15 protein-coding genes are annotated in these 14517 nt (G+C 69.3%); 3 read left to right on the top strand and 12 right to left on the bottom strand.

Annotation, left to right across the window (positions count from 1 at the left end; translation table 11 throughout):
* Positions 1-9: 9 nt before the first annotated feature.
* From DMC61_RS27730 to DMC61_RS27705, 6 genes are all read right to left on the bottom strand, one after another.
* Entirely contained in the window at positions 10-1191 is a 1182-nt protein-coding gene (locus DMC61_RS27730) for a PP2C family protein-serine/threonine phosphatase (RefSeq protein WP_125692527.1), read from the bottom strand.
* Positions 1188-2186, bottom strand: coding sequence for an ATP-binding protein (locus DMC61_RS27725; RefSeq protein ID WP_125692525.1), 999 nt, complete (start codon positions 2184-2186; stop codon positions 1188-1190). Before DMC61_RS27725 ends, DMC61_RS27730 begins: the two co-directional genes overlap by 4 nt.
* Positions 2183-2614 (bottom strand): anti-sigma regulatory factor, encoded by a 432-nt coding sequence (locus tag DMC61_RS27720; RefSeq protein ID WP_016335021.1) that lies wholly within the window; start codon positions 2612-2614, stop codon positions 2183-2185. Before DMC61_RS27720 ends, DMC61_RS27725 begins: the two co-directional genes overlap by 4 nt.
* On the bottom strand, positions 2604-3002 hold the full coding sequence (locus DMC61_RS27715; protein WP_125692523.1) for an STAS domain-containing protein: 399 nt from the start codon (positions 3000-3002) through the stop codon (positions 2604-2606). The genes DMC61_RS27720 and DMC61_RS27715 overlap by 11 nt, the downstream gene beginning before the upstream one ends.
* The gene (locus tag DMC61_RS27710; protein ID WP_125692521.1) at positions 2999-3862 is read right to left on the bottom strand and encodes an STAS domain-containing protein; all 864 of its coding nucleotides are present in this window, start codon (positions 3860-3862) and stop codon (positions 2999-3001) included. The genes DMC61_RS27715 and DMC61_RS27710 overlap by 4 nt, the downstream gene beginning before the upstream one ends.
* A gap of 108 nt (positions 3863-3970) precedes the next feature.
* The gene (locus DMC61_RS27705; protein WP_233594973.1) at positions 3971-4420 is read right to left on the bottom strand and encodes a MarR family winged helix-turn-helix transcriptional regulator; all 450 of its coding nucleotides are present in this window, start codon (positions 4418-4420) and stop codon (positions 3971-3973) included.
* Between the two features lie 141 nt (positions 4421-4561).
* Between DMC61_RS27705 and DMC61_RS27700 the strand changes: the two genes are divergently transcribed.
* Complete coding sequence (locus DMC61_RS27700; RefSeq protein ID WP_125692519.1) at positions 4562-5776, top strand: PP2C family protein-serine/threonine phosphatase; 1215 nt, start codon at positions 4562-4564, stop codon at positions 5774-5776.
* A gap of 11 nt (positions 5777-5787) precedes the next feature.
* On the opposite strand, the gene DMC61_RS27695 is transcribed toward DMC61_RS27700, so the two are convergent.
* The 6 genes from DMC61_RS27695 to DMC61_RS27670 form a co-directional block, all read right to left on the bottom strand.
* Positions 5788-6819 (bottom strand): B12-binding domain-containing protein, encoded by a 1032-nt coding sequence (locus tag DMC61_RS27695; protein ID WP_125692517.1) that lies wholly within the window; start codon positions 6817-6819, stop codon positions 5788-5790.
* Positions 6816-8387, bottom strand: a complete 1572-nt coding sequence (locus tag DMC61_RS27690) for a PP2C family protein-serine/threonine phosphatase (protein WP_125692515.1) — start codon at positions 8385-8387, stop codon at positions 6816-6818. The genes DMC61_RS27695 and DMC61_RS27690 overlap by 4 nt, the downstream gene beginning before the upstream one ends.
* Positions 8388-8591: 204 nt before the next feature.
* On the bottom strand, positions 8592-9128 hold the full coding sequence (locus DMC61_RS27685; RefSeq protein ID WP_233594972.1) for a hypothetical protein: 537 nt from the start codon (positions 9126-9128) through the stop codon (positions 8592-8594).
* A gap of 34 nt (positions 9129-9162) precedes the next feature.
* Complete coding sequence (locus tag DMC61_RS41760) at positions 9163-9402, bottom strand: metallophosphoesterase (protein WP_233594971.1); 240 nt, start codon at positions 9400-9402, stop codon at positions 9163-9165.
* Positions 9403-10083: 681 nt separating this feature from the next.
* Complete coding sequence (locus DMC61_RS27675) at positions 10084-10629, bottom strand: YciI family protein (RefSeq protein WP_125692514.1); 546 nt, start codon at positions 10627-10629, stop codon at positions 10084-10086.
* Positions 10630-10707: 78 nt separating this feature from the next.
* Positions 10708-11490, bottom strand: a complete 783-nt coding sequence (locus DMC61_RS27670) for a hypothetical protein (RefSeq protein ID WP_233594970.1) — start codon at positions 11488-11490, stop codon at positions 10708-10710.
* A 96-nt stretch (positions 11491-11586) separates the two neighbouring features.
* Between DMC61_RS27670 and DMC61_RS27665 the strand changes: the two genes are divergently transcribed.
* Both DMC61_RS27665 and DMC61_RS27660 read left to right on the top strand, forming a co-directional pair.
* Positions 11587-12411: an SAM-dependent methyltransferase gene (locus tag DMC61_RS27665; protein WP_125693093.1), complete on the top strand. Its 825-nt coding sequence runs from the start codon at positions 11587-11589 to the stop codon at positions 12409-12411.
* Between the two features lie 778 nt (positions 12412-13189).
* Positions 13190-14488 (top strand): serine hydrolase, encoded by a 1299-nt coding sequence (locus DMC61_RS27660; RefSeq protein ID WP_233594969.1) that lies wholly within the window; start codon positions 13190-13192, stop codon positions 14486-14488.
* The last annotated feature ends 29 nt before the right edge of the window (positions 14489-14517 follow it).

Below are 14517 nucleotides of genomic sequence, written 5' to 3'. Positions count from 1 at the left end.
CAGACGGAGCTACAGCGGTCTGCGTCTGATCGCCATGACGACGGTGTCGTCGGCGTGCAGGATGACGTCGTGCATTTCGGTGGCGAGAGCACCGGGGACCGCCGCCGTGGGTTCTCGGGCGTGGCGGGGCGCGATGGCCACTAGCCGGGCCTCGCCTTCGTGGTGGTTCTTGCGGCTCTCGGTCAAGCCGTCGGTGTAGAGGAGGAGCAGGTCGCCCGCGGCGAGGGTGCGGCTGACCAGGCTGCCGTTCCCAGGATCGGGAAATCCGATCCCTCTCCCGACGATGGAAGGCACCAGGAGCTCGGTGTCGCCGTCAGCGGTGACGAGGACCGGACGGGGATGGCTGCCGTTGGCGATGGTGATGTCGCCGGTCACCGCGTCGAGCCGGGCGAGCAGCACGGTCGCCATCAAGCCGGGCTCGATGGTCGCCAAAGTGCGGGCGGCGCGGGAGATCAGGTCGTGGAGGGGATGGCCTTCCAGCGCGAGGGTGCGGATGGCGTGGGTGACGGTCAGCGCGTGCCGGGTCGAGGTGACGCCGTGGCCGACGGCGTCGACGAGGGTGATGTGCAGGTTCCCGTCGGGCAGTACGAACCAGTCGTAGAGGTCGCCGCCGGTCGGGGAGTCCGGTTCGCTGGGCGCGTAGTGCACGGCCAGGTCGAAAGCGTCCACGTGTGGTGGTGGCGGGCGCAGCGCGTCTTCGAGTTCGCGGAAGATCACCGCGTGGGCTTGCCGGAGTTGTTCGTCCCGCTCCTCGAGTTCGACGTACATGGCGAGCACGCCGCTGTTGGTTTCGGCGAGTTCGTGTTTGAGCTCGCGCTGCTCCTGGGTGACGGTGTCGGCGCGGGCGATCAGGGCGAGCATTTCCTCGCGGATGGCCAGTTCCTCTTCGACGGGAACCGTCGCCGCGTCGCGGACGGCGGGGAGGTGCCAGGTCAAGATCGCGCTGTCGCCGGCGTCGGGCAGCAGGGGCAGGGCATTGCGGTGGTCTTGCCCGACCGGGCCGGGCAACCGGAGGGTGACGGCCAGCCTGCCGTTGCCCGCATGGGTCGACAGCTCGAGTGGCCGCCCCGCGTGCTCGGCGAGCATGGTCACCGCGAGGACCAGTTTGGCGCGATCGTCGACGGCGACCCCCGCGGCGGCGCAAGCTTCGCGAAGGCGGTGGCGTAGCCGGTCGGTGGGGGAGCGCGTCATGGTGTGCCTGTTCCGGATCCGACCGCGATCAGGGTGGCGTCGTCGTGGGGGTCGCGGTACCGGTGGGCGAGGTCGGCGGCGAGGAGTGCCGGGGCCGGGAGCGGGCCGAGGGGTGCGGCGCCGCGCCAGCCGTTGCCGATTCCGTCGGTGTGCAGGACCACGAGGTGGTGTTCGGGCAGTTCCACGGTCCGGATGTGGGGATCCGGCAGGGTGAAGCCGACGATGCCGGGCATACCGAGCAGTGGCCGGCTCTGTCCTGGCGTCAGCACCAGGCCGCCGATGTTCCCGACACCGCAGAATTCGAGCAGGCCACCGGAGATCCGGGCCAGCGCGACCGCGGCGCCGCGGGTCTGCCGCAGCGACCGGTGCATGGCGGTGAGGTGGTCGCGGATCGGGCGGCCGGGATTGCGGCGGAAAAGGTCGATCGCGGTCTCCGCCGCCTCGGCGGCCCCGGGGCCGTGGCCGAGGCCGTCCACGACGGCGATGGTCCGGGCGTCGGGCAGGTCGGCGAGCGCCAGGCCGTCACCGCACTGGTCTTCACCTTCGCGCGCCAAGCGGACGTGAGCGACGCCTGTGGTGTTGGTGCCGGTGACCAGCGTTCGTGCCGCCGCGGTGGTGCCCGAGCCGGCCGCCGACCGGATCCGGAACTCGGTGGCCAGCCTGCCGACGGCGCCGAGGCCGGTGCCGAGCGTCGCGGTCGTGCTGTGGCCGTCGATGCGCCAATAATCCAGATCGGTCATGCCCGGCCCGGAGTCCGCGGCGTGGATGTCCACGCCGGCCCCGGCGAGGGAACGGTGGATGAAGACCGTGCCGTCGGTGGCGTGTTTGTCGATGTTGCCTGCCAGTTCGGAGGCGATGACGGCCGCGCGCTCGGCCAATACCTCCGGCAGTCCTGCCTCCGCGGCGACTTCCCGGGCGACGCGCGCCGCCGTGTACACCGCGCTGATGTGGTCGATGCGGATCTGGCGGGTGAGGTCCGCGATGGTGACGGTCATGGTTTCCAGCGCACGATCGTGACCGTGGTGCCGCGGCCGGGAGCGGTGTCGATGGTGAACTCGTCGACGAGGCGCCGGGTGCCGCCGAGGCCGTGCCCGAGGCCGGCGCCGGTGCTGAACCCGTCGGCCATCGCCTGCTCGACGTCGGCGATTCCGGGGCCTTCGTCGCGTACGGTCAGCTTCAGGCCCACCCGGCCCTCTCGTACGACGGTGATCGTCATCGAGCCCCCGCCGCCGTGGATGTAGGCGTTGCGGACCAGTTCACTGGCCGCGGTGACGATTTTCGTCTGATCGACGATGGAGAAGCCCACCGCGACCGCGCAGGCCCGCACGGCGTGGCGGGCGGTGAGGAGGTCTTCCTCGGCGCGGACCGCGTGTTCGCGCGCGGGGATGTCGCGCCCGGAACCGGTGAGTTCGTCAGGAAGCATGAGGCGCCTCTTCGGCGGCCTCGGCGGGGCGGCGCCACCCCAGCAGTTCCATGGCCTGTTCGGCGTTGAGTGCGCTTTGGACGCCGGTGAGCCGCAGGCCGAGCTCGGACAGGGTGATCGCGACCGCCGGGCGCATCCCGGCGACGATCATCCGTGCCCCGAGCAGACGTCCGGTGGCGGCCAGCTGCATCAGCACCCGGGCGACGAAGGAATCGATGATCTCCAGCCGGGAGATGTCCAGGATGACCCCGCGGATCCCCTCGTCGGAGATACGGGTGGTGAGTTCGTCGGTGAACCGCAGCGCGGTGGTGTCGTCCAGATCGGCCAGCAGCCCGCTGATCAGGATGTCACCGAGCCGCAGGATCGGCAGGCCCGCGTCGGCGGTCACCCCGTCACCGCGCCGGCGCGGTCACCGAGCAGCTCCAGCGCGGCGGCGAGCGCGTCGGCCAGCGAGCCACGCGTCACGATGTGGGAGAGATCGATACCGAGTTGTGTGACGGTCTGCGCGATCGACGGACGGACACCGCTGATCAGGCATTCGGCACCCATGAGCCGCACCGCGCTGACCGTTTGCAGCAGATGTTGCGCCACTGCGGTGTCCACTGTGGACACGCCGGTGATGTCGATGATCGCCACCCGGGCTTCGTGGGTCTGGATCGCCTCCAGCAGGCTGCTCATCACGACCTGCGTGCGAGCGCTGTCGAGAGTGCCGATCAGGGGGACGGCCAGTACCTGCCGCCACAGTCGCACCACCGGGGTGGACAGCTCCAGCATCTGCTGGTGCTGGCGGCCGATGATCTCCTCGCGTCCTTCGACGTACACCGAAAAGGTGAGCAGGCTGGCGGCGTCCAAGAGCTGGTTGACCAGCAGCGACGCCTGATAGCGCAGCGCCGCGTCCTCGATCCGGCGTTCGACCGCGGCCATGGTCGTGTGTTTCAGCGCGAGGATCGCCGTGGCCGTGAGAGCCGGCGCGGTACCCGCACGAGCGCGCCGTTCGGAAAGCCCGCGCAGGGCCGCGCGGACCGCCTGGTCGCGCTCGATGATCCGGCTCAGCGGCATCCCGATGGCGAGCGCGTCACGGAGTGCGCCCAGCAACTCGGTCGCCTCGCGCCGCAGTGCGGTCTCGTCGAGCCGGGCGGACGAGTCGGCCAGCTGCCATCGGACCCACTCGTCGACCAGCTCGTCGTGGTCTTCACCGAAGATCCGCGATAGCAGGTCCCGGACGGCGGAGTCGTCCGTCCTCAGCACTGAGGCCTCCCAGGAGCTTCGGCCGCTGTCCGGCATCCGACGGCAACGACTGTTGTTATATGACAATAGTTAGCCTACTGGAGAGAATCGGATGCGCCATACCCGGACCTAGTCGCCTGCCGCCGCCTCACGGAATTCTCGGAGGCCCTTGGCGAGCGCCGCCCTGGTCTCGGGCGTGAGTTTCGCCAGCACGGCCTGCAGGCTTTCCCGCCGCCGAGCCCGCAGATCCCGCAGATACGCGCGGCCACGGTCGCTGAGCCGCAGCGTGATTTCGCGGCGGCTGGCCGAGCTGGGCAGCCGCTCGAGGAACCCCACAGCCTCCAGCCGGTCGCACAGGCGACTCACCAGCGGCGGAGTGGAGCCGAGGACGTCGGCGAGCGCGCGCAGGTTCAGGCCGTCGTGGTGATCGAGTGCCACGACGGCGCGTACCTGGGACGTCGACAGCGGACGCGGTGACGCCTCGCGAGCCCGCTCGAACATGATCTCGAGCAACTCGGCCGTCTCGGTCACGGCCGCCGCCACCGTCTCGGTGCCGGGCGGCTCGGAGGACCGATTCACAGCCCCACTCTCGCATCCTTATGCTGAACTGTCAGCTCAGCTCACCGCGGCACGTCCTGCGACCGGTCCGACGGAGCGGTGCGGACTCACCCCCGTGTACTCGATCCGAGCACCGGGTTCGGGCGAGCGGAAGGCAACCCGGTGGACAGATCCTTGGCAGTCGAGCGTGTCCTGCGCGGTGTCCAGCCTCACGCGCTGCTCGACGGGCTGCGCGCGGCGTTGAGCGAACACTTCGGCGCCGGCACCGTCGAACTGCTGATGGCCGACTACAGCCTCACCGAGCTGCGGCGAGTGACCGTCCTGCCGTACACGACCGAGCCGATGCCGGTGGCCGACACCGCGGCGGGCGCGGCCTTCACCAGCCAGTCGGCGACGTTCGAACCCGACGAAGACGGTATCCGCGCCAACCTCCCGGTCACTGTGCGCGGCGACCGGCTCGGCGTCCTGGTCGTCACGCTGCCCGAAGAGCCGGAACCGCCGGTGTGGGCCGAACTCGGCAGATTCGCCGAGGCGCTCGGGCACGAGGTCTTCGTCGCCGATCGGGACACCGATCTCTACGTGCAGGCCCGCCGCTCGTCACGGCTGACGCTCGCCGCGGAGATGCAGTGGCAGTTGCTCCCCGGCCGCGCGTGCAGCCGGCCCGAATTCGCGCTCGGTGGTCAGCTGGAACCCGCGTACGCCATCTACGGCGACTGCTTCGACTGGTCGGCCTCCGCCCGCACCTTGGCGGTCACACTGGTCAACGGTATGGGCGAAGGCAGCAGCGCCGCCTTGCTGACCAACCTCGCCGTCAACGCGCTGCGCAACGCCCGCCGCGCCGGGATCCCCCTCGACGCACAGGCGGAACTCGCCGACCAAGCCATCTACGCGCAGCACCGCGGTGAAGAACACGTGGCCACGCTCCTGCTGGAATTCGACCTCGCGACCGGTGGGATCACGGCGGTCGACGCGGGTTCGCCTCGCCTCTGGCGGCTTCGTGACGGCAAGGCCGAGCGAGTCCACTTCGACGAACAGCTTCCCCTCGGCACCTTCGAAGACACCTTCTACACCGCCGAAACCCTGCAGGCACTGCCAGGCGACCGGTTCGTCTTCGTCAGCGACGGCGTCTACAACGCGGCCGGACCGCACGGGGAACTTTACGGCGACCGCGAACTGACACAGGCCATCCTCGCCACCACGGACCTGCCCGCAGCCCACGTTCCGAGCGCCGTCTTGACCGAACTGCACGACCGTCGCGACGGAGGGCTGGCCGCTGACGACGCCATGGTCGTCTGCCTCGACTGGTTCGGCTCGAACCCCAGCGTCGACCGGGAATCCGACATCGCCTCCGCGCTCACCGACGACACGAAGATCTGAAAGGCGGCGGTTTACGAGGAGAGGGCGTTGCTCACCCGTACGCGCGCGGCGTCGATCATCGCCTGTGAACGCGGGAAGTCGTGCAGTTCGGCGCGCAGAAGGTCCAGCGCGGGCAGCAGGGAACCGGCCGGGACCCGGCGGGCCGACAGGATTTCCGCGGTCCAGGCGAGGAACTCGGTGAACAGTTCCCCGTCACCCACGTAGAGCGAGACCGCCAGGTATTCGACGATGTGAGCGAGGTCTTCCGCGGTGTGCTGCCGCTGGCGGCTCGTGTACTCGCGTATCGCCGGGACACGGTCTTCGAGGCCGGCCAGAACCGCCTTCACCAGCGCGCTCGAAGTGCTGGAAACGAGGGTGTACTCCTGATCGGCCAGATGCGGCAGGTCGTCGAGCGGCTGATGCCCGGCACGGGGACGGGGCAGCGGGGAGGCCAGCAAATCGGCCGCCGCCCGCGCGTCCGGCGCCCAGGCGTCCGCTCCGAGCAGGCGCGCGTACCGGCCGTCCGGCCCGAAGGCCGCCCCGCCCACGATGACCGGGGTCGCGGCCGCCCGGCAGGCGGTGATCGTCGCGTGCGCGGCGGGCAGGCGAGTGGCCAGCGAAGCCGAAAGTGCCACCGCGTCGGGCCCGGTGCGGTGCAGGTGCGCGACCAGCCGCGGTGCGGGCACCTGGGCGCCGAGATAGTCGACCCGGAAGCCGCGGACCTTCAGCACCTCGGCCAGCAGACGTGCGGGCATGGCGTGCCATTCGCCGTCGACGCACGCCACCGCGATGCGACCCCGGTGCGCCCGCGGCTCGGGGAGCACGGAGCCGAAGCCCGCGAGCACCCGGTCGTTGATCGCGGTCGCGGCATGTTCCTGCGCCACGGTGAGCCGGTTCGCCGCCCATTCGTGGCCGACCTTGCGCTGGACCGCGCCGACCATGTCCAGCAGCACGGTCTCCGCGTCGAGCCCCGCGCCGAGCGCCTGGACCACGGCCTGCCCGGCCGCGTACTCGTCGCCGGTGGTCACCGCCTGCCACAGTCGGTCGAAGTACTCGGCCGTCACGGGGTCGCGGGCCGCAGCGGGATAGGCGGCGCGGTGATCACCAGCACCGCCATGTCGTCGTGCGACCGGCGGCCGATCCATTGCGCGGCCAGCATGTGCACACGTTCGGCGACCGCTTCCGCCGTCAGGCCCGCGCATTCGGCCATGGCCGCGATCAGCCGGTCCTCGCCGAACATCTCGTCGCCCAGCGGGCCACCCCGGGCCTCCACGATGCCGTCCGTGTAGAGCAGGCAGCTTTCGCCGGGCGCGAGCAGGATCTCCGCGGACCTCGTCCGGATCGAGGGAAGCACGCCGATCAGGGTGCCGCCGGTGTCCACCTCTTCGACGGCACCGTCCGAGCGCACGACCAGTGGCGGCGGGTGTCCCGCGCAGGTGAGACGCACCCACACCCCGTCGCCCTCCCGTCGGGAGGAGGCGAGGGCGAGCGTGGCGAACCGGCTGCCGTCCTGGCTCAGCAGCGAGGCGTTCAGCAGGCTCAGCAGGCGATGGTGGTCTTCGGCGATCGGGAGCAACGCGCGCAGGGTCGTCCGGATCTTCCCGGTCAGGACGGCCGCGTCGAGGCCCTTGCCGCAGACGTCGCCGAGTACGGCCAGCGACTCCTTGCCGCCGGTGTCGACAGCGGAATGAACGTCGTAGAAGTCGCCGCCGATGCGATCCTCGTCCTGGGCCGGCCGGTAGCGCCCGGCGAATTCCACGCCGCCGAGCTGCTCCAGCCGCGGCGGAAGCAGTTCGCGCATGAGCGTTTCGGTCGTCGACGCCTGGTGGGCGAACATCCGGGCCGCCGAGATCGCGGCCCCCGCGCGGGCCGCGAACAGCCGGGCGAAGATCTCTTCCTGCTCGGTGAACACCGCCTGGTCACCGGTGCGCAGCAGGATCAGGGCCCCGGCGGGCACACCGTGTCCCGGCAAGGGCGTGACGACGATCGACGTGGCCGGGCCGAAGCCGGCCGGCAGCACCCACGACGGCGCGGCGCCGGGGTCGAGCCAGCGCGAAGGCACCGGAGGGAAGCCGCGCAGTGCCTCGTCCAGACCCGGCAGCTCCGCGGGTTCGATGGTCAGCCTGCTCAGCGACACCGCCTGACCGCGGACGCACGCCGCCGCCGGATGAGCACCCTGAACCGGCGGGGCCAGCACCACCGCGGCCCCGGCGAGGTGTTCGGCGGCCAGCCGCGCGGCCACCTCGATGCTGCGTTCGACGTTGAGCGAGCTCAGCAACGCCGCCGAGGCGTCGGTGAGGAACGCGACGCGCTGCCGTTCCTGTCGCAGCAGGTCACGAGCGGCTTCGGCCTCAGTCTCGTCGGTCAGCCACCAGGTGACGACACCGTCGTGCGGTACCCGCGACGCGGTCCAGCTACGGCCTCCAGTCTCACCTCGAACGAGCCCGTCGGCGTCCGAAAGCCAGGACGGCACACCGTGCCGGAAAGGGAGCCCTTGCCTCGCCTCGGGAAACAGCGCGCGGGCGGCGTCGTTGAGGTCACGGACGTTCCCGTCGCCGTCGACGACCAGGGCTGGGGAAGGAGCGGTGTCCCAGCTCCGTCCGGCAGGGGCGGCGATCACCGGTTCGGTCATCGGCAGGCCCGGAGGCCCGGCTTCGCCGGACGGGGGTGGGTCCGCGCGACGTCAATCGTCATCGTTACTCCTGCTCAGGGGTGGTGCCAGAAGGGCTGGCGCCTCAACCCCTGACCCGAACCTACCAGTGCTTCAAGGAACGGGCCGATCAGTGGGAACGTGACGGTGCCGATACGTGGACGAGGGTGTCCTATGTGGACACTTTCACGCCGGACCCGGAGCGTCGGCTGGTGCCGTGACGCGGGCGTCGTCGAGGACGAGCGGTCGCCACTCGGCGGCGCCACCGCGGCCGTGCCCAGGGTCGACGCCGGTGAACACACGCCCTCCGACACGGACGTGAACGTGGCGTTCGTGCCAGGCGACCGTCGCGCGGTGCCGGACGCGTCCCGTGCACCGCCAGGTTCGCTCGGCGAACCGGACGACCGTGGAGTGCCCGTGGATCTGGCCGAACGGTACGACGCCGCGGTACCCCATCCAGGGTTCGTGCAGTGCCGCGCCGGATTCGGCCCACAAAGGTCCCGCCGTGCCGTCGCGGCCGTGTGCACCCTTCTCCCAGATCAGGTCCGGGCGCCCCTCGAGAATCTCCGCGGCTTCGGTCGCCGACATCGGCTCGTTCAGCCGTTGCCAGGAGTCGAGAGTCAAACCCGCGTGCGTGACCAGGAGTTCCTCGCCCTCGGCGGTGCGCACCGCTTCGGCCACCCGCAACCGCCCGTCGGCCCACCACTCCCGCAGCCGGGCCACGCCGTCCGCCGCGAGGGGCTCGCGCCAGAAGACGTCACCGCCGGGCAGGCGCCTCGTGGTTCCCGGCGAGCTGGATCCATCGCCCGTCGTCCAGCAGGTTCGCGACGATGTCGAGCACTCCCGTGCTGTCCGGACCGCGGTCGACCAGATCTCCGACCTGGATCACGGTCAGATCCGGTGGAAGCCGTTCTCCGGTGGCGCCGAGCCAGGCCAGAGCCCGGCGGAGCTGATCCGGATGCCCGCCGACATCGCCGATGATGGCGACTCTTCCCATGTGAGCTCCCCCGGCCGTCCGTCAGGATCCACGCTACGGAACTTCGGGTCGAGCTGTGACGCTCCTCGGGCAGGGGCCCGGCAAAGTCGCATAAGCGCTGGCCGGTGCCACTCTTGATGATTCGGATTGTGCCCCCGGACGAGGGTTGCCGCCAGAGGGCTTGAGCGAACTTTGTCCACAAAGGACACCAGTTGCCAGCTGGATGTCCGTTTGATGCACATATGCACGGTTTTCGGTCAGGGTCGTGAGTGGTAATGCGGGTTCTAACGCTCATTGCCACTCACGACCCCTGTGCAAAACGCCCGAATCGGGCACCGCCACTCCGAAAGCGTCTCTTGTGGACACTCGGGAAGATGACAGGCCGATGCAGTGAGCCTCCGTCAGTCGGCTTGCTCCAGCGCGGTGAGGCCTTTCGTAGTGATCACCGCCTCCATGCCACGTGAACCGCATCGTTCCCGTGTGATCAGGCCTCACTTGCCCATCCGGGTGAGCTGGTGGTGCATGCGGCTCTTCTCCCCGGCGGCCAGCCGGCTGAGCTCGTATACGCGTATCCGCCCGCGATCACCTCTTCGCGGCGATGAACCTCGAACAGGACCTGTTCGCCTGGAGCTGAGAAGCGGACCCCGAGGCATGCCTGTCGTTCTCTCCTCGATGTGGTGGGCGGCACGCGGCGACCTCGGTTCATGACGGTCGTCCCCCGAACTGCCAATCGTGGACCTCGATGTCGGCGTACCGGTTCGGGGTCAGGACGGCGCGTGCCGTGTCCGGGTCCGGTGCCCGGACCAACGCGGCTGTACCCAACCATCTTGTGTCGTCGTCGGACATCAGCGGCCCATACGCGATCAGCTCGTCCCGATCGGGCGGCAAGGCGAGGTCGGCCGCCCGTCCCGTGCCGAGACCCAGCACCAGGTACCGGTCGCCGCCGGTGTGGCCGCCGGGGAAATCCCACATGGTGCGCCCCAGCGTGTTGCGCCACCGGCGCAGCAGCACGTCCCGGTAAACGCCGGCCTGGTAGTTGGGCTCGTCGAAGGCGAACGCGCGGGCGGCGCCGGGATCCGGCAGGTCGAGGATGTGCACGCTGCCGGTGGGAGCGTCGCCGGCGAGGGTCGGCCCGCGGGCGATCATCTCCGCCGCGTACCGATCCATGTAGGACCAGTGCTCTTCCGACAGCTCTTCACGCAGCGCCATGGAGCCGGGCCGATCGCGGTGGTAGCAGAAGAACTCCATGCCCACAGTTTCCACCCGCCCTGCACCGCTTCGCCCGGTAGTTGTGAGCCACGCAGCCGGGGCCGGGGTTTCGAGTGGTCAGTTTTGATTGACCGGCCAGGCCGCGGCGGGGTGGCAGTGTGCCGGGCAAGCCAGCACGTAGGTCTCGTTGCCGAGAAAGAGGCCGTACTGGCCGAAGCGGAAGGTGTCGAGCTGTTCGGGTCGATCGTGGTGTTTGTCGAACCCGGTGTCCGTGGGGAGCTGGCATAGATAGACGAGGTCGTTGCCGCAGGGACAGGTGTAGAACTCGCGCCCCTGGATCCAGCTCGGCACCCCGCCGATTTTGAACTCCCGTAGACCGATGCCGTGGGCGTTGAACGCCGAGTCCAGGTCCTGACCGTCCGAGAGCACGTCACCGGGCCACCAGATGGTGACGTGCTCGGCCGCGGGCCGGAGGTCCAGCCGTCGTGGCCGGAGGTACTCGTCCGGATTCGCGGCCGGGCTGGTGTCGTCTCGGTGCAGCATGATTCTCCAGAACGCGCCGGGTGCCGTGTACAGCGGCGGTGGCGTGTCCCAGAATCCCGGCGGCAGCTGCTCCGGCGCACCTTGGGCGACGACCGCGTCGTTGTGCGTCGGGCACTGGAAGACCAGGAGATGATCTCCGCCGAACACGGCGATGTCCGCGGGGATGTCGAATTGAAAGAACAGGATCATCCTTTCGCCGCAGAAACACAGTGGCCAAGGCTCCCCGGCGGGGAGAATCGGCCACCCGCCGACGGTGTCGCGTGAGTCCGGCGTGGCCGGGTCGCCGTACGTCTCGACCACGTACATCGGGACGTCGGAATCGCGCGTCAGTGGAGGTTGTGCCGGAACAGTGCTCACCTTCGAAACCTTAGGCCGTCGATCCGGGCCTCGCGTCGTTCCCGGGACCGGTAGTGTGCCGGTACTCGCTGAAGACTCTTGGGGAACACGATGAGCATGGATGACGCCGCCCGTGTGGCCACCTCGGTGGACAAGGTCTCGGTGGGCCGGGTGTACGACTATCTGCTCGGCGGGACGCACAACTACGCCGTCGATCAGGCCTTCGCCGAACAGCAGCTCGCGGTGCTGCCGGAGATCCGGGACTTCGCCCGCGCGAACCGGGCCTTCCTGGGCCGTGCCGTCCGTTTCATGGTCGGGCAAGGGATCCGGCAGTTCGTGGACATCGGCTCCGGGCTGCCGACACAGGGCAACGTGCACGAGGTCGCCGACGAGGTGGCACCGGGTGAATGCCGGGTGGTCTACATCGACAACGAACCGATCGCCCGAGCGCATGCGCAGATCCTGCTCGAGCAGACCGCGGACCCGAACCGGCACGCGGCGCTGGATGCCGATTTCTTCGACCGGCGTCTGCTGTGGGACCGCGTGCTCGACACGGGCCTGATCGACCGGACCCAGCCGATCGGGCTGCTGCTGGTGGCCTTGCTGCATTTCATGCCCGACGAGCAGGATCCGCACGCCGCGCTCGGTTTCCATCGCACGATGCTGCCACCGGGCAGTTTCCTCGCGGTCTCGCATATTCATGTCGCGCCGGAGGATGTCGAGACGAAGAGCGCCGGTGAGAAAGTGGCGCGGGAGTACGGGCGCCGGACCAATCACACCGCGATCATGCGCTCGCGTGAGCAGATCGCCGAGTTCTTCGGAGACCTGGAATTGGTCGAGCCCGGCCTGGTGTGGCTGCCGCAATGGCGCCCCGACACCCCCGGAGCCGGTAAGGACGCCGCCCGCTCGCGCGGCCTCGCCGGGGTGGCACGCACCCGCTGACCCCGTTTACCGGCAACGAGTCACCTGGGCAACCGACGATCGTCGCGTCGGCGACAAGGCCGGAACCGTTACAGGCAACCGGGTGAATCTTCGTTTTCCGGGTGCCGGTGATGATCGAAAACGCCGTTGTGAGCCCGCTTCGCGAGGATGCACGATACGGTGCACGTGCGCATGGCCGTGCTCATCACATGGTGGGAATCCCATTCGGCAAGATCACCTTCTTGTTTTCGCTGTTGGCGGTGTCGCCGGCGCGGGGGAAATGATCTTCGAGGCCGCTTTATCGCATTTCCGCGTTTGAACGGATGGCTTGTGGGGAACCAGCAGGCGCCGCCTCGGGTGTTTCATATGCGAAAAAGGCGGCTGAACTGGAAAAAGCGACGAGAGGAGGATGCCTGCGATTGTCCCGCCGGGGGCCAAGCTCGGCGGTCGGAACAGTGGACTCCATTTTTTGTTAACGCATCCTTCCGCTGGTGGATGTGTTGGCCCGTCCATGCCTTCTTCCGGTTTGCCGCCGGATGAAATTCCAGGATGTGCGGCGGATTGACACCGGTTCAATAAAATGAATGCCAGGTATCGCCACCCTGTGTAGCGCCGGGCGCTTTTCGGTCGAATCGTTGTTCCCACCATCGGCGGTACAGACGATCTCACCGTCCGGGCAGCGTGATGTTCCGGCCCGATGCGGACTTCCGGTTCCACGGGTGGGGGAACAAGGAATGTGACGCGGTACGGAACGCGGCAATCAAATCGCGGTTTTCTGGTGGTAGGGGAGGAATAGGTCATGCGGTCTGCGTCGGAACAGTACGGCCACACAGGACGGAATCCGGTGGCGAAGCGACGGCTCCAAGAGGTACTGGCCGGTTTGGCCGGCAGGCACGGCGTTCCGGGAGCACAGCTCGCGGTACTCGACGGCGGCGTGACGACAGTGGTCCAGACCGGTGTCGAGCACCAGGACAGAAGGAGACCGATGAGCCCGTCGTCCGCCGTACCGATCGGATCCGTCACGAAAGTGGCCACCGCCACGGTCGTGATGGCACTGGTCGCGGACGACGATCTCGAACTGGACCAGCCGGTCGGCGAGATACTGGGCGACCCCGGTCTCGCGGAGGGAGTGACACCACGACATCTGCTGAGCCACACCAGCGGCCTGCCCTCCGATCCGGCCGACGTCACCGGCGCGTGCCTGCGTGAGATCCGCGCGGCGGTTTCCGTCTGCCCGCCCGGCACCGCGTTCTCGTATTCGAATCTGGGCTACGCCTTGGCGGGCTCGCTGATCGAAGCGGTCACCGGGATGACCTGGCGTGAAGCCGTCGAGGCGATACTCCTGCGGCCATTGAAGATCGAGCCCGCCTACACCGAAAGTCCGAGAACCGTTCCCGGGCACGGACGCGCCACGGGCCCGGCCGGTGCCCGTCCGGTCGAGCAGGCCCTGCCGCCGATGCTCGAACCCGCCGGTGCGCTGGCGTTGAGCGCCGCGGACCTCGTCGAACTCGGCCGGGTCCATTTGGGAAAGCCGGGATTGCTCGACGTCGTGACCGCCGCGGACATGCACCGCCGGGTGCCCGATGCCGAGCCGTACGGTCTGGCCGACGGCTGGGGCCTGGGCATCGCGCACTACGAGGACGACGACGAAGTCTGGCTCGGTCACGACGGCACCGCCGACGGCACCTCCTGCCAGTTGCGGATCGATCAGGCGGGTGCCTGCGTCGTGGCCTTCACCGCGAACGGTGCCGCGGGTACGGACATGTGGCACGACCTCGTCGCCGAACTCCGCGCGCTCGGCATCGCGCTTCCGCAGCGGCGGCCGTCCGCACCGGCCGGCCCGGTCCCGATCGCGGCCGGTGACTTCGGCACCTACCGCAACGGTGCCCTCGACTACACGATCCGCCCCGGCGAACACGGCGGAGCCGAACTGGTCGCCGACGGCGAGGTCTTCCCCGAACTCACCCTCCACGACGACGCCTCGTTCACGGTGCGCGACCCCGTCACCGGGCGCCCGACACCGTGCGGCCGGCTGCGCGGAACGCCCGGTGAGGCGACCGCGATCGAAATCGGCGGCCGTCTCGCGCGGCGTCACTGAGCCGCCTTCTCCCTCCCCGTCCCCCTGGC

It is taken from the genome of Amycolatopsis sp. WAC 04169, from assembly GCF_003947535.1.
Taxonomy (GTDB): domain Bacteria; phylum Actinomycetota; class Actinomycetes; order Mycobacteriales; family Pseudonocardiaceae; genus Amycolatopsis; species Amycolatopsis keratiniphila.
The sequence above is the reverse complement of the archived record's forward strand: the minus strand, read 5'-3'. Positions and strand labels throughout refer to the sequence as shown.

Excerpts from the sequence above, each read along its gene's own strand:
- DMC61_RS27730 (WP_125692527.1), bottom strand. The coding sequence starts at position 1,191 with ATGACGCGCTCCCCCACCGACCGGCTACGCCACCGCCTTCGCGAAGCT.
- DMC61_RS27690 (WP_125692515.1), bottom strand. The coding sequence starts at position 8,387 with ATGACCGAACCGGTGATCGCCGCCCCTGCCGGACGGAGCTGGGACACC.
- DMC61_RS27720 (WP_016335021.1), bottom strand. The coding sequence starts at position 2,614 with ATGCTTCCTGACGAACTCACCGGTTCCGGGCGCGACATCCCCGCGCGC.
- DMC61_RS27665 (WP_125693093.1), top strand. The coding sequence starts at position 11,587 with ATGGATGACGCCGCCCGTGTGGCCACCTCGGTGGACAAGGTCTCGGTG.
- DMC61_RS27675 (WP_125692514.1), bottom strand. The coding sequence starts at position 10,629 with ATGGAGTTCTTCTGCTACCACCGCGATCGGCCCGGCTCCATGGCGCTG.
- DMC61_RS41760 (WP_233594971.1), bottom strand. The coding sequence starts at position 9,402 with ATGGGAAGAGTCGCCATCATCGGCGATGTCGGCGGGCATCCGGATCAG.
- DMC61_RS27660 (WP_233594969.1), top strand. The coding sequence starts at position 13,190 with ATGCGGTCTGCGTCGGAACAGTACGGCCACACAGGACGGAATCCGGTG.
- DMC61_RS27725 (WP_125692525.1), bottom strand. The coding sequence starts at position 2,186 with ATGACCGTCACCATCGCGGACCTCACCCGCCAGATCCGCATCGACCAC.